General features: G+C 35.3%; 19 protein-coding genes. 4 read left to right on the top strand and 15 right to left on the bottom strand.

What is annotated here, in order from left to right:
* Positions 1-26: 26 nt before the first annotated feature.
* Both IGI43_RS14245 and IGI43_RS14240 read left to right on the top strand, forming a co-directional pair.
* Positions 27-2,195, top strand: a complete 2,169-nt coding sequence (locus tag IGI43_RS14245; protein ID WP_438758439.1) for a HelD family protein — start codon at positions 27-29, stop codon at positions 2,193-2,195.
* Positions 2,196-2,453: 258 nt separating this feature from the next.
* Entirely contained in the window at positions 2,454-3,044 is a 591-nt protein-coding gene (locus IGI43_RS14240) for a hypothetical protein (protein WP_438758438.1), read from the top strand.
* A 205-nt stretch (positions 3,045-3,249) separates the two neighbouring features.
* On the opposite strand, the gene IGI43_RS14235 is transcribed toward IGI43_RS14240, so the two are convergent.
* The 12 genes from IGI43_RS14235 to IGI43_RS14180 all read right to left on the bottom strand — a co-directional run bounded on the left by IGI43_RS14235 (position 3,250) and on the right by IGI43_RS14180 (position 17,391).
* Positions 3,250-4,488: a hypothetical protein gene (locus IGI43_RS14235; RefSeq protein ID WP_438758437.1), complete on the bottom strand. Its 1,239-nt coding sequence runs from the start codon at positions 4,486-4,488 to the stop codon at positions 3,250-3,252.
* A gap of 189 nt (positions 4,489-4,677) precedes the next feature.
* Positions 4,678-6,687 carry a methionine--tRNA ligase gene (metG, locus tag IGI43_RS14230; RefSeq protein WP_438758436.1) on the bottom strand — a complete coding sequence of 670 codons (2,010 nt, stop codon included), beginning with the start codon at positions 6,685-6,687 and terminating at the stop codon, positions 4,678-4,680.
* A 162-nt stretch (positions 6,688-6,849) separates the two neighbouring features.
* Positions 6,850-8,028 carry an NAD(P)-dependent malic enzyme gene (locus IGI43_RS14225; RefSeq protein WP_438758435.1) on the bottom strand — a complete coding sequence of 393 codons (1,179 nt, stop codon included), beginning with the start codon at positions 8,026-8,028 and terminating at the stop codon, positions 6,850-6,852.
* A 30-nt stretch (positions 8,029-8,058) separates the two neighbouring features.
* Entirely contained in the window at positions 8,059-9,423 is a 1,365-nt protein-coding gene (fumC, locus tag IGI43_RS14220) for a class II fumarate hydratase (RefSeq protein WP_438758434.1), read from the bottom strand.
* A 135-nt stretch (positions 9,424-9,558) separates the two neighbouring features.
* Complete coding sequence (locus tag IGI43_RS14215) at positions 9,559-10,947, bottom strand: amino acid permease (protein WP_438758433.1); 1,389 nt, start codon at positions 10,945-10,947, stop codon at positions 9,559-9,561.
* An 87-nt stretch (positions 10,948-11,034) separates the two neighbouring features.
* Positions 11,035-11,898 (bottom strand): GRP family sugar transporter, encoded by an 864-nt coding sequence (locus IGI43_RS14210; protein WP_438758432.1) that lies wholly within the window; start codon positions 11,896-11,898, stop codon positions 11,035-11,037.
* Between the two features lie 356 nt (positions 11,899-12,254).
* On the bottom strand, positions 12,255-13,280 hold the full coding sequence (gene sapS / locus IGI43_RS14205) for a two-component system sensor histidine kinase SapS (RefSeq protein ID WP_438758431.1): 1,026 nt from the start codon (positions 13,278-13,280) through the stop codon (positions 12,255-12,257).
* Positions 13,281-13,294: 14 nt separating this feature from the next.
* On the bottom strand, positions 13,295-13,969 hold the full coding sequence (gene sapR / locus IGI43_RS14200; protein WP_438758430.1) for a two-component system response regulator SapR: 675 nt from the start codon (positions 13,967-13,969) through the stop codon (positions 13,295-13,297).
* Between the two features lie 134 nt (positions 13,970-14,103).
* Complete coding sequence (locus tag IGI43_RS14195) at positions 14,104-14,313, bottom strand: hypothetical protein (RefSeq protein WP_438758429.1); 210 nt, start codon at positions 14,311-14,313, stop codon at positions 14,104-14,106.
* A gap of 1,016 nt (positions 14,314-15,329) precedes the next feature.
* Positions 15,330-15,818 carry a MepB family protein gene (locus IGI43_RS14190; protein ID WP_438758428.1) on the bottom strand — a complete coding sequence of 163 codons (489 nt, stop codon included), beginning with the start codon at positions 15,816-15,818 and terminating at the stop codon, positions 15,330-15,332.
* Between the two features lie 208 nt (positions 15,819-16,026).
* Positions 16,027-16,383 (bottom strand): DUF7006 family protein, encoded by a 357-nt coding sequence (locus IGI43_RS14185; RefSeq protein ID WP_438758427.1) that lies wholly within the window; start codon positions 16,381-16,383, stop codon positions 16,027-16,029.
* Positions 16,384-16,575: 192 nt separating this feature from the next.
* A complete protein-coding gene (locus IGI43_RS14180) occupies positions 16,576-17,391 on the bottom strand; it encodes a LysR substrate-binding domain-containing protein (RefSeq protein WP_438758426.1) in 816 nt (271 codons plus the stop codon).
* A 111-nt stretch (positions 17,392-17,502) separates the two neighbouring features.
* Between IGI43_RS14180 and IGI43_RS14175 the strand changes: the two genes are divergently transcribed.
* Complete coding sequence (locus tag IGI43_RS14175) at positions 17,503-18,549, top strand: YeiH family protein (protein WP_438758425.1); 1,047 nt, start codon at positions 17,503-17,505, stop codon at positions 18,547-18,549.
* A 49-nt stretch (positions 18,550-18,598) separates the two neighbouring features.
* Here IGI43_RS14175 and psiE read toward each other — a convergent pair whose 3' ends face one another.
* On the bottom strand, positions 18,599-19,051 hold the full coding sequence (gene psiE, locus IGI43_RS14170) for a phosphate-starvation-inducible protein PsiE (RefSeq protein ID WP_438758424.1): 453 nt from the start codon (positions 19,049-19,051) through the stop codon (positions 18,599-18,601).
* Between the two features lie 690 nt (positions 19,052-19,741).
* Here psiE and IGI43_RS14165 point away from each other — a divergent pair.
* Positions 19,742-21,055 carry a PTS sugar transporter subunit IIC gene (locus IGI43_RS14165; protein ID WP_438758423.1) on the top strand — a complete coding sequence of 438 codons (1,314 nt, stop codon included), beginning with the start codon at positions 19,742-19,744 and terminating at the stop codon, positions 21,053-21,055.
* A 124-nt stretch (positions 21,056-21,179) separates the two neighbouring features.
* On the opposite strand, the gene IGI43_RS14160 is transcribed toward IGI43_RS14165, so the two are convergent.
* Both IGI43_RS14160 and IGI43_RS14155 read right to left on the bottom strand, forming a co-directional pair.
* Positions 21,180-21,848: a lysostaphin resistance A-like protein gene (locus IGI43_RS14160; RefSeq protein WP_438758422.1), complete on the bottom strand. Its 669-nt coding sequence runs from the start codon at positions 21,846-21,848 to the stop codon at positions 21,180-21,182.
* A 112-nt stretch (positions 21,849-21,960) separates the two neighbouring features.
* Complete coding sequence (locus IGI43_RS14155; RefSeq protein WP_438758421.1) at positions 21,961-22,683, bottom strand: hypothetical protein; 723 nt, start codon at positions 22,681-22,683, stop codon at positions 21,961-21,963.
* Between the last annotated feature and the right edge of the window lie 271 nt (positions 22,684-22,954).

Raw genomic sequence — 22,954 nt, 5'->3', positions numbered from 1 at the left:
GGCAATTCATATCAGGAGGAACCAATATGTCAAATGATCGCACACAAGAAACCCAATATCTGAAGCAGGTTTATGAAGAATTGAGCCAAGCAAAAGACACATATCAAACTGCTATCGATGAAGTCAATACTACAGGAAAATCAGTACTTGAACAATTTGGCGGCGATACAAAGCTAAATTTTGATAGTTACTCAGATAATTTAGAAACATTTGCCATGATGGAAATGAAAAATAGAGAAATCAATCAACTAAACATCAAAAACGAAACAGCCTCTAAGCAACTTGAAAAAGTTGAGCGCTTGCTTAAAGTTCCCTATTTTGGAAAAATCGACGTGACGTTTTTAGATGCCGATTCTGATCGAGATGTTTTTTATATCGGGATGAATGACTTTACAAATCTCGAGGGCGAATCACGAATCTACGACTGGCGTTCACCGATCGCGTCTCTTTTTTACAATAACGTTTTAGGTGACAGCAGTTATCGCGTCAATAAAACTGAAATACCCGTTCACTTGAATTTGAAAAGGCAATTGATCATTGAAGAAGACCGTTTGATCAACTTTTTTGATACTACGCTTGCGATTCAAGATGACATTTTACTTCATTCTCTAGAAGCTGATTCTTCTCAATATATGAAAGATATCACAACAACGATCCAGCAAGAACAAAATGAGATCATTCGTGACGAAAGTCATCCACTGCTTTTGGTCAATGGCATTGCTGGTAGTGGTAAAACTTCGGCGATCATGCAACGAATCGCTTATTTACTTTATAATCATCGGACCAAAATTACAGCTGATGATATTTTACTGCTCTCTCCTAATTCGACATTTATTGATTATATCTCTCAAGTATTGCCAAATTTAGGTGAACGAAATCCATTGAATTTGACATTACTACAATTTCTTAAGTTTACATTTCGTGAAAAAGCACCAATCGAAAGTGAATCCGCTTATTTCAAACGAATCACCGCCGAAAAAGTAAATGTCCAACAACAAGTAATCCAATCACAAGAATTTGTGGATTTTATTCAAATGTTCCAAGACTCATCCCTGATTCAACAATCACTATTTCAGCCTATTTTATTCAAACGAAAACCTATCTTTTCTACCGAATTGATTTTTGGTCTGTATCAAGAAACACCTAAGACTTTATCGATCAGAGATAGACTTTCCGCGACAAAAGAAAAATTATCTAGTTTGTGGAATCGTTACTTGATCAAACAATCAAAATCCAAACAAATGATCGATCAGATGCAAGACTTGACTGAAGCCGAACAATTGCGTTACTTTGACACGACATTCTCTGAGGAAGAAGAAGAACAATTAGCAGAATTTGCGCTGCAACGATTGCAGCAAAAATACCGAAAAGTAGTTGACGCTATCGCTAATTTCGCTTGGTTTGACCAGTGGCGGCTTTTTGAATCCTTATACCTGAACTATCAGCACAATGACTACGAACGAGTAACTACTGCTTATACTGCAGATGAAGTGGTCATTTTATTACTAATCAAAGATACTTTTGTTGAAGATTTATCTAATCGACAAATGGCTTTTATTTTGGTAGATGAAGTGCAAGATTATACTGAAGCGCAGATTCTTTTACTGCTGAAATTATTTCCACAAGCTAATTTTACTTTGGCTGGTGATGAAAATCAGGCAATTTTTAATACGTCGATCAGCTTTATTGAATTAAAAGCATTATTATCTGCTTCTAGTCGTGCCGTCACTTCATATCAATTACTAAATAGCTATCGTTCAAGTAAAGAAATTACTCAGTTATTTCAAACGTTAATGACCAATCATGAAAAACTCAACATTGTTTCGATCCGAAAAGATGGTGAAAAACCTTCGTTTATTTTCTGTGAAGATGAAGAACAATATTTAGCTACCCTTACTTCACTTTTGGATTCATTAACACAAGGAGAAGATACTGTAATAATTACCAAAACCTTGTCAGAAGCAGAACAATTACAGCAACAACTTTTACAAAAAAATAGCGCTATGACTGTTCAAATTCTTTCGATCGATATGGCTAAAGGACTTGAGTTTGATAATGTGATCATCCATGATCCTTCGACTGTACGTTATGGAACGACTGAACGTGAGAAAAAGATTCTATATACTGCCATTTCCAGGGGAATGAAACAAGTCTTTCTGCCTTATATTGGAGAAATTTCTGAGTTGTTTAAATAAGCGTAAAAAACGTGAATGCCTGTAATTCGGTAGACATTCACGTTTTTTTAGTGATGATGCAATATATTAACTTTAAACGTCTAAGTCAAACTATTTATACGTCTCTTCTGCAATATTAGACAAATCAAACAGGAGATTCACAGATTCATCCTTACATAACTACATCTAAAAAACCGACTTTAGCCCGATGTTTTTTTTCTTCTTTAGCAGTAAACTTAGTTTCAGTCCGATTTTAAATTTGATAGGAGTGAGTGCTTTTTGAAAAATTTCTTCGAAGAATCTGACTTTCTAAAATCAACCATTCAAAAAAATGTAACGCTTCAACGAAAACCTCAAGTCAATACGATCTGGCATTGGTTATTACTGATTCTTTTTGGTCTGTTGGCTTATGGAACTGTGACACAGCAATTTCTTTTGATTGCCATTTTTGTTGTTATCGCAGCAATCGTAAAAGGTCCATTCATGCTTTTATGGGGCGCTATTTATTCGTTTTTAATTGCTTTTTTCCCACCTTTAGGCATTGTTTTGTCTATTGTATTTTTCTTGTTGAACCTTGGAACTGTAGTAAAAAGTTGGCGCATTTCATTAACTAGTGCTTATTTTTATCTGGTACCTCTACTCGGCGGAATCATTCGAGCTGTTGTCAAAACCGAACCGACTTATGCTGTTTTGATTTTTGTTACACTTAGCATAGTTGGATTACACTTTTTACTTAACTGGCTCTATCAAAATAACAGTTTAAGCCGAACCCTGACTTGGTCGATCATTAGCGTACCATATGCGATAGTGATCCTGTTTTTACCAACTCGTTTCCGTAGAATTAAATCAACTAAAAAATTCAAATTTTAACCAATCAGCTTGAACTGACCAAAAAAAATAAACTTTTTATGAGGTTGGGACAGAAGTGAATATCAACTTATTTAAGAAGGGGTTGCTTCTGCTCCCGCCTTTTTTTCGAATTCCTTAAAGCTTGACCTACTAGTAAAAAAGACATCCTTTACGCTAACTAAACCAAAAATTTAGCTAACACAAAGGACATCTTTTTTTTATTATTCTATACTGTTCCAGCCTTCAATGCTTTATCTAACGCATCATTTAATTTTTTCATTTGCTCGTCATTAAAAATCGTTTTTGCACCATCACGAACTTCTTTCGCATTTTCTTCCGTTACAGCGCTTGGATTCGCTTCGATTTGTTTGATCATTTCATCTAATTGCTCGTCCATCAATTTTTGAATTTCAGGATCATCTTTCAAATCACTATAATCGATTGAATCATCGTCTAAATCTAAATCTGAATCTGAATCATCAGAAATTGAGCCTGTGAGATTAGATAAAATACCGTTTAAATCATCTTGGCTGATGATCTCTTTCTTACTTGGCATCTTGATTTTTCCGCTATTTTTTTGTGGCTTAACAGAAATCGTCATATCGATGCTCATATTAGCCTCTTCATCATCCGTCGCAGCTAATGCCATTCTCATATCAACTGCTTTTGTTTTTTGATTTATGCTAACTTTGATATCCATTTTATCCAGATCATTTTTTAAGGATTTGATTGCCTCTTTCATTTCTTTTTGGTCGCCTGATTTTTTGTACTCTTTGTCTTCTTTGGCAACTTCATCGATCTTCTCCATTATTTTAATAATTTCTTTTTTGGTAAATGTATGCGTCACAACGTCTTTGTCTTTTGTAAATGATTTTTTATCGAAACTTTCGATTAATTTTTTTATTTCTCTACTCATTTTAGAATTTTCAGCGTTTGTAAATGTTTTATTCTTCAATGGGTCTGTCTTCTTATCAAGTTCTCCGGAAGTAAGTGTGTCGCCAGCTTCAGCTATATCGATATATTTTCCCTTTAGTTTGTTCAAATCACTCTTACTAAGTTCAACTGGGTAATTAAATGAGTTTGCTAAATCCATCACACCTGAAACAAAACTAGTCGACATATAATACTTGTCTTTGTTCCCTACAAATTGGAAAGGCAATTTTTCACCAAATAAATTCGCTGTGATCTCCATTTCCATCGTATCTTTTTTATCATCGATTGCATATTTTCCATCAATGCTCATATCTTTTAATTGACTGGCAATCATTTTTACATAGGCGCCACCTTCGTCACCATCATACGACAAATCATTGATTTTCATCTTAAAACTTGCAGCATTGTAGTCATCGCCTTTTGAGCTTAACAACTCTTTAGTAAAATCTTTTCTTGGATCCGACCCACAAGCTGCTAATAAAAAGATTACGACCCCTGTAATGATCCCCAACATGTACTTCTTCATTTTCATCCAACATTCTCCTTATTTAATCACTCAATTTTTTTGTTCAATTATAATGATACAATAAAACATATCATTTTGGTATAAATTTTAATAAAATCTCCAAATCATTAGATTTACATCAAAATAACCAAAGTATCTGCCATGTAAAACTCAGATCCTTTGGTCATTTTTTATTTAAACATTCTATCTATTAACCTAGGCAATCACTGCCCCATTTGGCATTTCTTTTGGTGCATCGATAAGTTGCAGCTTTCCTTCTGGTGACTCTGCTGAAAGAATCATGCCTTGACTGATTTGTCCGCGCATTTTTCTTGGCTTCAAGTTTGCTACGATCACGACTTTTTTACCGATCAACGCACTTGGATCTGGATAAAACTCTGCAATACCTGAAAGAATTTGGCGATCTTGTTCATCTCCTGCATCTAATCGGAATTGTAATAATTTATCTGCGCCTTTGACTTTTTTACAATCAATGACTTCTGCTACTTTTAACTCTACTTTGTCAAAATCTTCATACTTGATTTCTTTTTCTTTGATCGAAACAAGTTCTGTTTCTTCTGGATTCCATTTAATTTCTTCTGTTGTCGTTTGTGCGTTTTGAGTCATTTTCTTTTGAATATAAAGAACTTCTGTATCAATCTCTAAACGAGGGAAAATTGGTGTTCCCTTTGCAACAACTTTGATTCCAGTTGGAAATTCGCCGAAATGAATTTCTTCCATATTCATCTTGTCAGGATTTATACCTAATTGTTCAAAGATTTTTCTTGGTGTCTCAGTCATCATCGGTTGTAAAAGAATCGCTACGATTCGCAAACTTTCAGCTAAATGAACCATGACGCTATCCAATTCATTTTTCTTGTCTTCATCTTTCACTAAAACCCATGGCTGTGTTTCATCAATATATTTATTAGCACGTGAAATCAATGTCCAAACCTCAGCGATTGCCGTGTTAAATTCCATTTTTTCCATCGCTTCATGATACTTGCCGATTACATTAGCAGCAGTCGTTGATAATTCGCTATCAAACGGTGTAACTTTTGATGCATATGCAGGAACATGTCCATCGCAATATTTATTGATCATCGCAATTGTACGGTTCAATAAATTCCCTAAATCATTCGCCAAGTCATAATTCAAACGAGAAACAAAATCTTCTGGTGTAAAGACACCGTCACTACCAAAAGGAATCGCACGCAATAAATAATAACGCAATGCGTCTAATCCATAGCGATCGACTAATATCTCCGGATAAACCACATTTCCTTTAGATTTAGACATCTTTCCATCCTTCATCATTAACCAACCATGTCCAAAAATTTTCTTTGGTAATGGTAAGTCCAAGGCCATCAACATGATCGGCCAATAAATCGTGTGGAAACGGACGATTTCTTTTCCGACCATATGAACATCTGCTGGCCAATATTTTTTAAATAAGCTGTCATCTTCTGATCCATAGCCTAATGCTGTGATATAGTTTGACAACGCATCGATCCAAACATATACCACATGTTTTGGATCATTAGACAATGGAATCCCCCATGAAAACGTCGTACGTGACACAGCCAAGTCCTCTAAACCTGGTTTGATGAAGTTATTGATCATTTCGTTCTTACGTGATTCAGGTTGAATGAATTCTGGGTGTTCATTGTAATAAGCCAATAAACGATCTGCATACTTACTCATACGGAAGAAATAAGATTCCTCTTTGACTAATTCAACTTCGTGACCGCTTGGTGCTTTACCACCAATTACTTTACCTTCTTCATCACGATAGACTTCTGCTAACTGTGTTTCAGTAAAGTATTCTTCATCTGAAACAGAATACCAGCCTTCGTATTCACCAAGGTAGATATCTCCTTGTTCTAATAGACGATCAAAGATTTGTTGAACCGCTTTTTTATGATAATCATCTGTTGTGCGGATGAATTTGTCATAGCTAATATCAAGTGTTTTCCATAATTTCTGAACATCTGCCGCCATTTTATCGACATATTCTTTTGGTGTAACGCCTAATTCTGAAGCTTTACTTTCAATTTTTTGCCCATGCTCATCCACACCTGTTAAGTAAAATACATCATAGCCCATCAAACGTTTATAACGGGCCATCGCATCACAAGCAATCGTTGTATAGGAATTGCCGATATGTAGTTGTCCACTTGGATAATAAATTGGGGTGGTAATATAAAATGTTTCTTTTTCTGACATGTAGAAACATCCTCCTTCTAGCATTCTCTTGAATTTACTCCTAAGTAGTATACCATACTTGGCTTTATTGAACTAGAAATCCTTATATTTTCTCGATATAAAAAAGTTCTGTCAGTTTCACTTTTAAAAAAAACTGACAGAAACTTCTAGTTAATGTTGTATTTATTCTCTGATAACGCCATCTTGAACAGCCATTTCAGCGACTTCTCGAATGATAACATCTACCAACTCTCGATTAAAAGCAGATGGGATAATGTACTCACTGGTAAGCTCTGATTCTGGAATGATTTCAGCGATTGCTTTTGCAGCAGCCAATTTCATATTCTCAGTAATTTTTGTTGCACCTGCAACGAAAGCCCCTTTAAATAAGCCAGGAAAAGCCAAAACATTATTGATTTGATTTGGATGATCTGAACGACCTGTCCCAACAACTGCCGCACCCGCATCGATTGCATCTTGATAATCAATTTCTGATTCAGGATTAGCCATCGGAAACACGACAGCCCCTTCGTTCATTGACGCTACCATTTCTTTTGACACCAACTTAGGGGCAGAAACACCGATAAAAACATCTGCTCCCAGCATCGCTTCTGCTAAAGAACCATTGAAGTTTTCAAAATTCGTAATTTCTACAATTTCTTTTTCTAAAAAGTTCATCGGTCTTGCCATCGTTTTAGATAACGCGCCATCGATATTAAATGTGATGATATTCTTCACACCAAAATGATGGAGCATTTTTATGATTGCACTTCCTGCAGCACCTGTTCCTGACACAACAACTTTGATTTCATCGACTTTTTTATGAACGATTTTCAGGGCATTGATCAGCGCTGCAATGGTTACGATCGCCGTTCCATGTTGATCATCATGAAAAACGGGAATATCTAACTCTTCCATCAAGGTACGTTCGATTTCCACACAGCGAGGCGCAGAGATATCTTCTAAATTGATTCCGCCAAAGGTTGGTGCCATGGCTTTGATAATGTTGATGATTTCTTTAGGATCTTTTGTATCCAAACATATAGGAATTGCATCAATATCTGCAAATTCTTTAAATAATAGCGCTTTGCCTTCCATAACAGGTAAGGCCGCTTTAGGACCAATATCACCTAAACCAAGAACAGCTGTCCCATCTGTTACAACAGCTACAGTATTCCCTTTCCATGTATAATCATAGACAGCATTCGGATCTTCATGAATTTTCCTGCACGGTTCAGCAACTCCGGGGGTGTATGCTAAGGATAAATCCTCTTTTGTTTTTACTTCGATTTTTGAATGAATATCAATTTTTCCACGCCAATGTGCATGTGCTTTTAAAGCTTCTTCATAAATTGTTGCCATCTTTCCCATCCCTTTCTAAATTGACCACGTTTATTCACCTAACATTTGCTCCGGTTTTACCCAGTTTTCATACTCTTGTTCCGTAACTAATTCTAAAGCCAAGGCTGCTTGTTTCAATGTCATGTTTTCCACAAAAGCTTTCTTGGCAATCTTAGCTCCATTATCATAACCAATATGAGGGTTTAGTGCTGTGACAAGCATCAATGACTGCTCCACATATTGTTTCATTTTTCCCTGATCTGCTTTGATTCCGCTCAAACAATTCTGATCGAAAGAACGCAATCCATCTGTTAATAACTCAATACTTTGGAGTAAATTATAGGCCATAACGGGCATATAGACGTTTAATTCAAAGTTCCCTTGTGACGCGCCAATTCCGATTGTTGTATCATTTCCCATAACTTGAATTGCGATCATAGTCAAGGCTTCGCATTGTGTCGGGTTGATTTTCCCTGGCATGATCGAACTGCCCGGCTCATTAGCAGGAATCGTGATTTCACCGAAACCACTTCGTGGACCGCTAGCCATCCAGCGAATATCATTTGCCATCTTCATTGCATTTGCAGCCAATGCTTTTAAAGCGCCTGAAGTGAAAACGACCGCATCTTTGCTTGCTAAACCATGAAATTTATTTAGATCTTCTGAAAAGTGAGCGTTGGTCTCTTCATTCAAGTACTTAAAGAATTCTCCAACATATTCTTTAGACGCATTCAAACCAGTCCCTACAGCTGTACCACCGATCGCTAGCTGTTTTAATTCATTTAACGTCAAGGCTACCATTTGATAACTATGTTCCAGTCCAGATCGCCAACCACTGATTTCTTGCGCAAAGGTTATAGGCGTTGCATCTTGCAAATGAGTTCGGCCGATTTTTATGATTTTTTCATTTTCTGATTCAAGTTTTTTCAATGTTTGAATCATTTGCTTCATCACCGGAAACAATCGTTCTTCGATCAGCTGCACAGCGGCTATATGAATCGCCGTTGGGAAAACATCATTTGAACTTTGAGACATATTCACCTGATCGTTTGGATGAACAACTACGCCACTTTTAGTAGCGATATGAGCAATGACCTCATTCACATTCATATTCGTTTGTGTGCCGCTTCCCGTCTGCCATAACGATAACGGAAACTGGTCATCTACCTCTCCCATAATGATCGTATCTGCAGCTTCTTGGATTGCTTGGCTGATCTTTTTTTCTAATCTCCCTGTCGCTTCATTTGCTTTAGCAACATTCTTTTTTATTAATGCTAATGCTTGAATCAAGGCTACAGGCATTTTTTCTATACCGATATTAAAATTTTGTCTGCTACGCTCAGTTTGTGCGCCCCAAAGTGCTGTTTTGGGTACTTGAACTTCTCCCATAGAATCTTTTTCGATACGATAAGACATGCTTTCCTTCTCCTCTTTTCTACTCCATTTACTATCACTATACTGTAAACTTATCACGATTTACAGTAAAAATCTTTTTTTATGAAAAAGAAACATAAAAAAATCAGCAACCATTACGATCACTGATTTCTTCTTCTAATTTTTGATTTTACCTTCATTACTATGTTTATACCCATAAGCAAAATAAATAATAAACCCTAAAATCAATGCTATCACGAAAGCTTTCCACGTTGCTGCTTGTAATTGTAACATCAACCCAATACTAACAATAACGAGCAAAATTGGGACAAACGGGACAAATGGAATTTTAAATTCCCCTGGTTTAGGATCCCCTGCTGTTTTTCTCAAACGTATAATACCAATCGCCATCACGATTAAATACATCAATGTCACAATATTCGTCAACTCAGCCAAAAGCTCCATCGGAACGAGACCTGCAAAAATCATTGTACAAGCACCTGCTACATATGTTGCATTTTTTGGTGTACGATTTTTTTCATCGATCTTACTCATAAATTTCGGTAATAATCCATCCTTACTGATCGCATAAATAATTCTAGCTAAACTATACATCATTGAAATCGTCACAGTCAACAGCGTCAAAATTGCTCCCACAGAAATCACTGCTGCCACGCCATCACGCTGCACAAAACGCATAGCAAAGGCTACTGGATCTTTCACGCCAAGTGAATCAAAAGGCACAATTCCAGTTAAAATCAGCGTTACGATCACATATAAAACAGTTGCTATGATAATCGAACCGATAATTCCTTTAGGGATATCCTTTTGCGGATCCTTCACTTCTTCTGCAGTCATACTTACTGCATCAAATCCTAAAAAGGCAAAGAAAACCACTGCGGCTCCACTCACCACACCTGAAAACCCAAAAGGCATAAAAGGGTGCCAATTGTCAGGTTTTACATAAAAAATACCGACAATTAGAAAGAGAGCAATAATCCCAAACTTGACAAACACCATCACATTATTCAACCGCAAAGCCGTTTTCGCCTCTAATGATACCCAAAACATAACCGCTAAAAGAACAAGCATCGCAATCACATCAACATATGTACCATTTTCCGGATTATAAGCACCACTCAACGCTCTAGGCAAATCAATCCCAAGGCTATTTAAAAATCCATGAACATATCCAGACCAACCAGAAGCAACTGAGGATACTGCTAAAAAAAATTCACATATCACTAGCCAACCCGTCATCCAAGCAACAAGTTCACCAAATACAACATACATATACGCATACGGTCCGCCAATCGCTGGAATCCGCGATGCGAACTCCGCATAACACAAGCCGGCTAAAACAATCGCGCCTGCAGCCACTAAAAAGGACAGCGACAATGCAGGTCCCGCATATTGTTCAGCTGCAACCCCTGTTACTACAAAAATTCCTGTCCCAACAATCGCACCGATCCCGAGCATGATCAGATCCATTGTTTTTAAATCCTTTTTCATTGCGCTTGGCTCACTTGAAACAGCCGTCAGCTCTTTTTTTCGAAACATCGACATTTCTTTTCCTCCAATAATATAAATCAACAAATTTTCTCATGCACATAATTGCAGAAATTTTCATAAAAATAAGCGTAAATACTCCATTTACGCTTTCATGTACCCTAAAAGAATACCACCTAAAATAACGAATAAGCAACCAATAATGACATCTCTCATTTCTTTTTTAGACTTGCGCTCACCAAGTAAATAGATTCCGCCCAAAGTTGAAATAATAATACCCATTTGAGACAGTGAAAAACTGATAGCCAATCCAATTTGACGCATCGTCAGTAACAGACAAATATTTCCAGCACCCCACAAAAGTCCACAACTCATATTCCGCCAAACATAACGATCCAGTTTAACCCTTTTAAATGCAAAGAAACTGGCTCCAAACAACATACCAATACTTTGAGGCAAGATGATCCCCATTGGATCAAGTCCTGCCGCATTGATAATAATCGTATACGCCCCATAACCAATTGTTGATACAACTAACGCTCGCAGCCCTTTGTTAAAATCAAACATAGTATTCGTCATTTTCACACCGCTGTCATCATCTTGTCGCGCTGTCAAATAAGCCCCAAAAACCAATAAGGCAAGTGCAATAAACCCTAAAAGAAAATCTCTACTACCTGTCCATTCATGAAAAAATACAGCACCAGCAATTGTATTGACGATCAACTGCATCCCCGTTGAAACAGGTAATCCTACAGAGACCCCTAAATATTTCATACCGTGAAATTGCTGATTTTGCCCAACACTCCAAAACAAGCCCGACAAAATACCAATGACGATCATTTGACTATTGATCATCGGCTGAACAATTAAAAAAACAACGACCGAAAAGAACAACGCACCAATGGTCATTCCCAATGTCTGCTGATTTGCACTACCGCCCATTTTACCACTGACAAGAGCTATACTGCCCCACGCGAACATTGGAATCAACGCTACTATTATCTCCATAATATACTCCTATCAAAAGTATGATAGGCTTAGTCTAACAATAAAAGCTCTATCTATACAACTATAAGACAAATAAAAGATTGATAGAATTTCCTCATTTCCCTTTAGACCATGGGCATCTTTCTCCTCTTGGAGTGCTTGCAATTCTGCTTCATATAAGGTTTCCGAATGCTTTTCTAGTTGTCTTTTTTCTTGGCTAACGTTTTTTGTCCGTCAGTCATTTCTTCAAAAAAAACCTTCTTCTTGTCGGTAAAAAATAAGCGATCACTCGTTCATTGAAGAAAAGTGATCACTCACCTTATTAAAAAATAAAAAATAGTGTTGAGAAATAAACCCATTATTTCTCAACACGCTTATTATCTTCTCTCATTAAAGTAACTCAAAAACGGAAACAACAACTTCATCGTCGTACCTTCTCCTTCAACTGATTCCATCGTCAATTGATGGCCTAATTTATCCGCAAGACTTTTCGCCAAATATAGCCCTAAACCTGTTGAATGCTGCTCACTCGATCGACCGTTTTCTCCCGTAAAGCCTTTGTCAAAAATGCGTCGTTGATCTTCTTCGGGAATACCGATTCCAGTGTCTTTCAAAAATAACCAAGCGCCTTCTTTCGTACGCGTTAGCACAACTGTGATCTCACCGCCAGTAGGTGTATATTTGATTGCATTACTGACTAATTGTTTGAAAATAAAGGCAACCCACTTTGCATCGGTCAAGACCATTTGATCATTTCCTTCTATTGAAAAACGTAAATTTTTCTGGATAAAATAATTTCCTTGAGTGCGAATAACAGATTGAACGATTTCTTTCAATGAATACTCCTGAATCAAGTAATCTCTAGAAAAACTATCCAATCGAGCATAATAAAGAACTTGTTCGACATACTCATCGATTTTACCTAACTCATTTTCGACTAAATAATATTTCTTTTCTGGAATCTCATCTTCGATCGATTGTAAAATCAAATTGACTGCCGCTAATGGCACTTTGATTTCATGAACCCACGAATCGATGTAATCTTTTTGATCCTGTTGATTATTAATTGCTTGTTGCATAATTTGTTGATGTTCCACCAATAAGCCATTAATATAATTTTGAACGATTCTTTCTTCTGACTTTGAAGCCTCACTTAAGTACTGCTCCAAAGAAGGAGGATGTTGTGAAATATCCAGAGAACGCCACCAGCGTTTTTTTAATGAATAATCGATTGTTAAGAAAAGAAGTAAAAATAGTCCTTGCAATAAGACCAAGTACCCTATGATGGATAGATTCACGACCATATCAGGAGACAACCATAAAATAAAGCAGGTTACGCCAATAAAAAATAGCCAGCCGATCAATAAAAGCCAATGATCTTTTAAGTACTTACCAATTGTCATTTTCTTCTCCTATTCTACGGTACGATGTAGCCTTGCCCTACTTTTGTCTCAATATATCCTTCAAGACCTGCTTGTTCGATTTTTTTTCTCAATCGATTGATATTGACAGTCAACGTGTTGTCATCTACGAAGCGCTCATCTTCCCACAACGCACGTAATAATTTCTCTCTCGTTAAAATTTTCCCATGTTTCTTGATCAAAATATACAGCAGACGATATTCATTTTTACTTAAATCAATCACTGCACCATCAATTTCCATACTGCCATTATCAACATTCAACGTGATTCCATTATGCGACATAATTTCACTGCCAACTTCTGAATAATTATATGAACGACGTAACAACGCATTTATCTTGGCAATCAACACATCGATTTGAAAAGGTTTGGTGACAAAATCATCAGCACCCATATTCATTGCCATGATCATATCCATATTCGTATTACGACTAGAAATAAAGATGATCGGAATTTTAGAAATTTCACGTATTTTCTGACACCAATAATAACCGTCAAAAACAGGAAGATTAATATCCAACAAAACCAATTGAGGCTCTTCACGCTGAAAATCTTCTAAAACATTATTAAAATCTGTCGTTCCAAATGTGTCAAACTGCCATTTCTGCAATTCTTCGCTGATTAATTCACGAATCGTTGCCTCATCTTCTATAATCATGATTTTTGCCATCAGTTTCCCCTCCAGTTGTTTCTTCTATTGTACCTTATCAGAAAATCTTCGTCATTCATATAGGACTTTTAGCCGAATTTTTAACAAAAAAAAATGAAGTCAACCTAAAATTAGTGTCCCCATTCTTTCAACATTTATTCTAAAACAGTAATATTATTATCTGCAATTGCTTTTCCTATAAACAAAAAGACCCCATCCAAAAGTAAAATTGTCATATTTACACCGAAAAAGATTGAAAGTTTTTCGATTCCTTTGATTTTTTCCTTCGTTCTAAGAATCAGATACAAAATAAAATTACTACCGTATGTAAAAATTGTCAGCACCATCACTAGTTCTATCAACATTTTAATCCCCACAATGATTTTCATATTTTTGTATACACTTACATTTTACGCTAATCCTGACTTTTTTTAAAGAAAAGTCATTTCTTTAGTTTGACAGTCTATACATTTCGAGAAATAAGAACATTAGTGTTTATCTCTTTTTTAATTTTTTGTGTTTTTAACCTAAATAGCTATAGACATTTATTCCCCCTCTAAAGAAAGAGATAACTTACACAAAAAAACAATAAAATACAGATTTATCTATTTTTTTTCATCCCTTTATTGACCCTAAAAGGGTTTTCCTATAAAATGGGTGTTAGATAGAAGCGAATAAGACAAAAAAAGCACTTCACGATTTAGCTACCAACTAAATCATGAAGCCCTGAACAGTCAGTGAACACCTGACCAATCAAGTTGCTTAAGCCAATACTTATACATTGACATCTTCCATTTTACTCAATTTTGAGAGAAATTTCTAGGGGTTTATGCTAGTTTTTTCTGACTTGGATTTGTTTATGCTTATTTATTGAACTTGCAATGGCGTTGGATGTGTATCCAACGCCATTTTTTGTGTATTCGTTTCTATCTAGAAAACACTTGCTTACTTTTTAAATCATAATTATAATAGTCAACCAACCATTGACTTTGTTAAACGCTGATCCCAACCAGCTTTTACCCATTCTCCTGGATGATTTAAAGAGTAAGCAGTGATTTTAAAACTAATAGTCAATTACTACTCCCAAGTATTCTTTAAGAAAAACAATGAGTAACAACTAACGTAACCTTTTTCGATACTTCCTTTTATACGAATATCATTGTTTGTATTTTCTTTATTGATGACTATTAGTGCTGGAAATAAGCAATAATGCTTATTTCCAGTTTTTTCTTTTAATGATTTTGAACGATTCACTTTTAAGATAGAATGAAACATTTACAGGATCCGGTACAAAAGCTAAATAATCTGTATTTCTGTGGCTCAATTTGAAAAGTACTTTGATTATAATCAATAAAATCCTTCTTTTCTTCCCTTTAGATAATTAGCCAAAATATAGCTTTTGTAATTTACTGAGCTCTTGCTTATTTGTTAAATCAATAAAGAAAGAACTTTGCCATTGTTGTGTCGTTCGAGCTGTTTTATTCAATCCTGTTACCCAATCTGGGTATACACGAAGAGCCATTTTTCCTTTATTTTTTCCATCGCTTAAAATTTTCTTTTTTGCTAAAATCTCTTTTGGAAATATAAATTGACCAAGTTTTTCTTGATCCACTACCGTAATAATCAATTTATCTGGTGATGAATCAAAGTCATAAGGTTTGTTTTTATTTGTCTCATCTTTTTCCCAGAACACAACAAAGTATCCAAGTTTTTTAGGCGTTATTTTTGCCTTTCTACTTCGATACGAATGATTACCCAAGTGAAAAATAGTTCCCTCATACTCTTCATTTTGTTCTTCCACTTTGAAATCATCTAAAGAATAATCACTTATTCTTGGAATGATTTTTGATAAATAGTCCATTGATTCCATCGCGATACCTCCACTTAGTTAAAGAGACGTTGAGCTATCAATTGTGTTCTTTGCCAGAATAGCTATTTTATTGTAGCATACGTTATTTCTCTGAACAAAAGAAAAAACACAACTAAAAGCTACTAACTAGTCGTGTTACGTTTATAAAAATTTCAATGCTTTTTTATTGATTCTTTACCGAAATTCTATGTAATGATAAACGTCTCAATTAGATAATTCTTTGAGAAATCGACCATGTTTCGTACTCTGGCATATCAAAAATATATTTTTCTCTGTGTGTTTTCTTGTATTCTCGTTCGATTAAGCGAATCATATCAACCGCGCTATCATTCTCAAATACATATCCATTAAAGATATAAAACATGGTCAATGTACATTTCTCATCTATAGCAATCAGTTTTGGTAGAATCACTGGCAATGTTGTAGGGTTCACAAGTTCGACTAATTGATTTGCCTCTTTTGCTAAATTCTCGTAAAAATCAATAAACTCCTGATCAATCTCAATTGTTTGGTCCACTTTGGCAACATATTCTTTTAGCGGAATGTTCCATAAAAATGTTTCCATACTATTTCCTCCTATCATAACAATCATTCAAATAAACTTACCTTTAGAAAATAACTATTTGATTTATTTTCCTTATTGAATATCTCTTATTAAGATAGCACAATTAACCTGCTTTCTTCCATTAAAACGTCTATTTTATTTATATAAATATATTATATTATTACTTTTCCCCACTTTTAAATTTTCAAATTTTTAATTTTTATAGTATTGATTGATATACATGTCAATTTCTCGCAATTGAGCAGATTTGATATGCGGCCTTTTAATAAAATAAAAGTCCCTTTGATATTCTCGCCCTAAAGAACGCCATTTTATTTTTTTCGTTAGTACTCTCTTTGATAGGATCGATTGACCAATCCCTTGTTCCAGACACCTGACGATCATTTCATTATTTTTTATAATCATTTTTTGAGGATTTAAATTATGTTCTAAAAAGTAACGTTCTGTATAATGAAAAACACCAGAATTTTCTTCACGGACCAACCATAAATCGGCAAAAAATTCACCAGCATGAACTAGTTCATCAGTTAAAATTTCTTGACGAACAATCGAATCCGTTATTAACGGCTTCTCAATAAATCCAAAATGTGCTTGATGTTTCTCGATTCTATCTAAAACTTCTTCAGAATTTTTCATATCTAATACAAATGATACTTTTGGAAAGTGCTGGATCAATTGCACCATCAACTCTGGCAAATAATAGACCGCAAAGGTATTAGACGCAATAATTCTACAGGTTTCTCTATTAGACTCTTGGAGTTGTAACGCTTGCAAGACATCTTCCCAGTCATCAGTTAAATTAAGTAAATGTTCATATAAAATATCTGCTTGCTTTGTAGATAGTATTTCTTGCCGTCCATTACGAACAAATAGTGGACAATCAAGTTCTTCTTCTAATTGCTTGATTTGATTAGAAACGGCAGGTTGAGAAATAAATAAATAGTCCGCTGCTTTTGAAAAATTTTTTGTTTCATATACGATACGAAATGTTTTCAGTAATCTAAACATAGGGAGCCCTTCCATTCATTTTAGTTATAGATATTATTTTAACTATTTATTTCTCAAATGCAAATTGTTTCGTTATACTAAATGTAGAGATAAACAAAAACGAGAAAGAAGATGAATGATTTAGTGAAGAGCAACTATAAAAAAAAACCATATTTAAAAAATATCATAGTGATTTTACCAGGGTTAATGACAGCTTTTATTGTAGCTGTCATCAGTAAAATCATCGCAATTTGGCTACCGACTTTAGGAGCAGCAACTATTGCGATTTTAGTCGGTATTTTACTTGGGAATACATTTTTGAAAAACCCCTTGTTGGAAAAAGGAACTAAACTAGCGGAAAGTAAGCTCTTAGAATTTTCCGTCGTACTGCTAGGTGTAACAGTTACCTTCCAAACCATCTCCCAAATCGGTATTAAAGGAGGTATTTTTGTTCTTTTACAAATGGGCCTGACGATCATAGCTTCTTATATACTTGGTAAAAAATTGCGATTTTCAGAAAATATGTCCTTATTGATGGCAGGTGGAAATGCGGTCTGCGGTTCTTCTGCAATTGCTTCGATTGCGCCTACTATCCATGCAAAAGAAGAGGAAAAAGGTCAAATTATTACATTAGTCAATTTACTAGGAACAATCTTAATGTTGCTGTTGCCTGTTATTGCCTCTCTTATTTATGGCAACGATATTCTAACCAAAAGTGCCTTGATTGGTGGTATCTTACAATCTGTGGGACAAGTCGTAGCAAGTGCCAGCATGGTCAATGGACAAGTTGTAGAGCTTGCTATGCTGTTTAAAATTATGCGAATTATGTTGCTTGTATTCGTCGTTTACTTTTTTGGTACATTCAAACAGCAAAAAGCCACTGTTTCTTCATCAGTAGAAATGATATCACAGAAAAAAAAATTACCTTTGCCTTGGTATGTAATCGGATTTGTTTTATTTTGTGTTGTAAATAGTCTGATTCATTTACCAGTGGCATTCAGTGAAACGGCTCACTTCATTAGCGGTTGGTTTGAAATCACTGCTTTAGCTGCCATTGGCTTACGCTTGGATTTCCAAAAATTCTTTAAAGAAGGCAAACGTTTCTTGATTTATGGATTATCAGTCGGCTTCATCCAAGTTGTACTGGCTATCATGCTGATTTCTTTATTAAGAATTTAAGTATAGCTAAACAAAAAAGCCACTCTAGCTTTTACCGAGTGGCTTTTTTTTATTTATCGATTTGTTGATTCTCATCTATACGAGATTTAAAGCCCGCATACGATTTATTCCCACTTAAATTGAGCACAAACAATACAATAACCAGTGATAAAATGGATACAGATAATAATAATGTTTGAACCGCCTCCCCATGTAATACCATGAGCTGTCTTAAAATTGCCGTAATACAAATTAAAATCAAATACCTGATCGGGATATGATGACCTTCTTGAATATAACGGATCACCATCATAATAAACTCAAATAACATGAAGAATGCAACAATTTCTTGCATCACAATCGATAAATTTTTAGGGGTCATTGGTTTGTTGATAAATGTGCCAATATCAATCAGTTGACGAATCATAAAAATCAAAATAAGTAAGGCAAGTATACCTAAAACAACATCCAAAGCCCAATTGACATATTTTTTCATAATTCCAAATCTTTGTTCCTCTTTCATTTTCTTCCTCCTAAATTTAAAAGCTGAATGGGCTCGTTTTGTCTCGTCTGAAAAATAGGGGAAATTGACTGAGGTGCTCTTTGCCTCATGCCATTTTCATCTTTTTTCCTAGAGACTAGCCCATGAAGCTGGATAACATAAAATACTTGTATCCATCTATTTAATAGACATTCGCTACTCTTTCTTCATAAGAATAATATAACATTTTTTTTGTACGATGTAAAAATCTAAAAACTAAAAAAGCTAGATCGTTGGAACCTTCAAAATCCATTCATGTAATCAACGTAAAATATCTTAATGAAAAATACAACTAACATTCCCGAATTTTGTAAGTCTTCTATGTTTTTTTAATAATATGATACGAAGTTATACTCGTTCTCGGCAACCTCGTAACTATCGTACTACATTTATAGTTTAATAGAAAAATGCTAAAAAATGGCAGTGAGCTTCTATTTAATTTACCTCTAGATTCAAATAATTTAGAAATAACATTTGTAAACAAGTAGATAATTTTTCTGAAAAATATTAATGATAAAAAAATCTTTTTGTAAAGAAAAACAACTTTAATGTATTGATTTTAACAAGCATATACTATAAAATAAGTTTATCAATTATTCCTCATTTTTGTAAAGGCTTACAAAATCTTCAAGGTTCAAATTTTTATTTCATAAAAAATAAAGGAGGAACAACATGAATACTTTTTTAGATAAGCTACAAACAAAGTTAGGTCCGATTGCCTATAAACTTGATTCTAATCGTTATCTTTCAGCAATCAAAAATGGTTTTTTTGTCGCTATGCCCTTATTGATCATTGGTTCTTTGTTTTTATTAATCACACAATTGCCGATTGAACCTTATACTAACTTTATGGCAGCCATTTTAGGTGAAGACTGGATGTCACTATTTTTACAAGTCAATGATATGACTATGAATGCAATGACCTTATTTGTGATTTTAGGGATTGCTAGTGAGATGGCAAAATATTATTCTGTCGATCGAGGCTCTACTCAAGCAATTGCCCTTGTAGCATTTCTAGTGCTAACACCGATCACTTCAACAGATGCTGGTTCATTTCTGCCTTTAGGAAACTTTGGTGCATCAGGCCTGTTTGTCGGTATGATCACGGCTATTCTAGCATCTGAAATTTTCCGTTGGGTCGTACAAAAAGGTTGGACAATCAAAATGCCTGATTCTGTTCCTTCTAATGTCGCGAAATCTTTTTCAGCATTGATTCCCGGATTTTTTGTGGTGATCGTATTTAACCTGGTTCGGATCGGGTTTACCTTCACTTCTTATGAAACGGCTCAAAATTTTATTTTTGAGGTTCTCCAAACACCGCTCTTAGCTTTAGGTAGTTCACTTCCTGCAACATTGATTATTTTACTTTTTGAAGCCTTGTTGTGGTCCTTCGGTATTCACGGTTCGAATATTGTAGGCGCCGTAATGCAGCCGATTTGGATCGCACTCACCGTAGAAAACGCCCAAGCTTTCGCTACAGGTGAAAAACTCCCCAATATTGTAAACTATCAATTTTATAGTAACTTTGTCAAACTTGGTGGGTCTAGCGCAACTATTGGTTTAGCTATTGCTTGTCTATTTTTCGCAAAGTCCTCTCAGTTTAAAACATTGGGTAAATTATCATTTGCACCTGCAATTTTTAATATCAATGAACCTTTAGTTTTTGGTATTCCGATCGTCTTAAATCCAATGATGCTGATTTCCTTTGTTATTGCCCCACTTTTGATGTGTCTTTTGGCATATACTGCAATGGCAACTGGAATTGTTCCTTTAGCAAATGGAGTGAATTTACCTTGGACCATGCCGCCTATCATTTCAGGATTGATGGTTAGTGGCTGGCGGGGAGCTATTCTGCAAATCGTACAGATTTTACTTAGCTTTGGATTGTATTATCCTTTCTTCAAGCTGGAAGATTCAAAAGCCTATCAGATTGAAATGGAAGGTGAAGCGGTTTATGATGCACAAGTAAAAGCAAAAAAAGAATAATAAACCAACAGGAGAAATTATGAAACAAAAAAGAGGTTAGGGTATAACTCGTAGAGTTAGCTCCTAACCTTAAGGAATATGAACAAACACTGCTGTCCAACCTCTTTTTATTTAATTTATTATACTAAATCAGTCCAAAAGCGATTACGATCGCTGCAAGTATATTATTTAAAAAGTGAATAGATATACTGATCTCTAAACGCTGCGTTTTGTAATACGCCATAGAAAGAATCAAGCCCATCAAACCATAAATCAAAAAACTGATCAGATTCGTCGGTCCATGAATCAAACCGAATGAAATAGAACTGATTGCAATACCGACCATTGGAAATTTTTCCAACCAAAAACCGATAATTCCACCTCTAAACACGATTTCTTCCATAATTGGTGCCGAGAACCCAATCAATAATAGGATCAATAAAGGATTTTCTCCTAAAAACATGGTTTGAATCGCAGCATCATTGGCAGTAGATTCTGATCCTTGAGTGTTTAATAGAAGTGTTCCTCCAATCGCAATCACACGTGCTAAAATAAAACCGCCTAAAATAATCCCAACATTTTTCTTAGTAAAAAAATCCCAACTTAAATTTAGAAATCCCAGCTTTTTTCCTAAAAACATCAACAACCATATGTTTCCAATAACCACTAGGATCAATAGAATCGATGCAAACAAGGATAAATTAGTTTCTCCCATCTCTAAAGAAAATCCTTTTGCTACACCAAAGACTGTCATACTAATTTGACTTACTAAAAACAAACCAACCAAAATAAAAAATTTCTTGACATATTCCATCCCAATACGCTCCTTTTTGTCTAAATTTTTATATAACACTTTAATAATATCAGACTTCAGCCACGCAGTAAATGACTGTAAAAGCGTATTTGAGTGAATCATGTTGATTTGTCTATTTAGCTACTCGCTTACCATCTTTATAAGCATACACTCGACCCAATGAGTCTTTTGCAATGTATTGGTAATTCTTTTGTCCACTAAAATTTTTCGGTGCTGGCGAGCCTTTTGGGACCAGCACTACTTTATAAGCTTCCAAGCGTTTTGCAACTCCGGCAGTTCCTGCTTTGTGTGCTGTTGAATTGCTATCTTCTGCTGTACTTTTTGCCCTCGACCAGCCTAACCAACCATAACTTTGTGCATGGACACAATAATACATATCATACTGTTTAGCCAAGCTACCATTCACGGTAAACTCGACTGCTTCTACTCGCAAAGATCCACCAGCGGTCCCGCCACGACCAGCTTCGTAATAAATCGTCGTATTACGGCCTTTAATGTTACGTTTCGAAACACCTGCATTTTTCTCTTTTGCCGTCAATTTTTCAGATAACCAGCCAATACTTTCAATATGCGTATTGATCGTGATATCATTTGTTCCTCTAATAAACATGGCTTCCATTCTTTTTGATTCTCGAACTGAACCACTTCCTGTACCGTCTGCACCCATCTCACTAATTGTTCTTAGTCTCTTGTCCTTACCAAAACCAGTATCACCATAAGTTTGAACATGAGAACCAAATCGTAAATCATTGAGCGAAGCAGCCTCCGTTTTCATCCCAAACGAGAATAAAAAACCAAGGATAAGCGTCATAACCCAAAAAATTTTCTTTCTCACTTTAAAACCAGCTTTCTATTTATTATTGTATTCAATTAATCGAGATAATTATAACATTAAATCCATAAAAATGTACAAAATAATCTAAATAACATGTTAAATTATCTATTTTTTATATAAAAAGAGGCTAGAACATAACTCTACGAGTTATATCCTAGCCTTAAAGAATCCGAATAAACGGTGGGAGCATAAGCAACGCCATCGGTGATAAGTTGAACTCCACAAAAATTTGAAAAGCCATTTTCATGAATTCCCTCTTATTTCTCGGCGT

It is taken from the genome of Enterococcus sp. AZ126, assembly GCF_051714545.1.
Classification (GTDB): domain Bacteria; phylum Bacillota; class Bacilli; order Lactobacillales; family Enterococcaceae; genus Enterococcus_L.
This window is presented reverse-complemented; position numbering and strand designations above follow the sequence as displayed.

What these genes read in the sequence shown, in the direction of transcription:
- IGI43_RS14245 (WP_438758439.1), top strand. Translation starts at nt 27, where the DNA reads ATGTCAAATGATCGCACACAAGAAACCCAATATCTGAAGCAGGTTTAT.
- IGI43_RS14235 (WP_438758437.1), bottom strand. Translation starts at nt 4,488, where the DNA reads ATGAAAATGAAGAAGTACATGTTGGGGATCATTACAGGGGTCGTAATC.
- metG (WP_438758436.1), bottom strand. Translation starts at nt 6,687, where the DNA reads ATGTCAGAAAAAGAAACATTTTATATTACCACCCCAATTTATTATCCA.
- IGI43_RS14225 (WP_438758435.1), bottom strand. Translation starts at nt 8,028, where the DNA reads ATGGCAACAATTTATGAAGAAGCTTTAAAAGCACATGCACATTGGCGT.
- fumC (WP_438758434.1), bottom strand. Translation starts at nt 9,423, where the DNA reads ATGTCTTATCGTATCGAAAAAGATTCTATGGGAGAAGTTCAAGTACCC.
- IGI43_RS14215 (WP_438758433.1), bottom strand. Translation starts at nt 10,947, where the DNA reads ATGTCGATGTTTCGAAAAAAAGAGCTGACGGCTGTTTCAAGTGAGCCA.
- IGI43_RS14210 (WP_438758432.1), bottom strand. Translation starts at nt 11,898, where the DNA reads ATGGAGATAATAGTAGCGTTGATTCCAATGTTCGCGTGGGGCAGTATA.
- sapS (WP_438758431.1), bottom strand. Translation starts at nt 13,280, where the DNA reads ATGACAATTGGTAAGTACTTAAAAGATCATTGGCTTTTATTGATCGGC.
- sapR (WP_438758430.1), bottom strand. Translation starts at nt 13,969, where the DNA reads ATGGCAAAAATCATGATTATAGAAGATGAGGCAACGATTCGTGAATTA.
- IGI43_RS14195 (WP_438758429.1), bottom strand. Translation starts at nt 14,313, where the DNA reads ATGTTGATAGAACTAGTGATGGTGCTGACAATTTTTACATACGGTAGT.
- IGI43_RS14190 (WP_438758428.1), bottom strand. Translation starts at nt 15,818, where the DNA reads ATGGAATCAATGGACTATTTATCAAAAATCATTCCAAGAATAAGTGAT.
- IGI43_RS14185 (WP_438758427.1), bottom strand. Translation starts at nt 16,383, where the DNA reads ATGGAAACATTTTTATGGAACATTCCGCTAAAAGAATATGTTGCCAAA.
- IGI43_RS14180 (WP_438758426.1), bottom strand. Translation starts at nt 17,391, where the DNA reads ATGTTTAGATTACTGAAAACATTTCGTATCGTATATGAAACAAAAAAT.
- IGI43_RS14175 (WP_438758425.1), top strand. Translation starts at nt 17,503, where the DNA reads ATGAATGATTTAGTGAAGAGCAACTATAAAAAAAAACCATATTTAAAA.
- psiE (WP_438758424.1), bottom strand. Translation starts at nt 19,051, where the DNA reads ATGAAAGAGGAACAAAGATTTGGAATTATGAAAAAATATGTCAATTGG.
- IGI43_RS14165 (WP_438758423.1), top strand. Translation starts at nt 19,742, where the DNA reads ATGAATACTTTTTTAGATAAGCTACAAACAAAGTTAGGTCCGATTGCC.
- IGI43_RS14160 (WP_438758422.1), bottom strand. Translation starts at nt 21,848, where the DNA reads ATGGAATATGTCAAGAAATTTTTTATTTTGGTTGGTTTGTTTTTAGTA.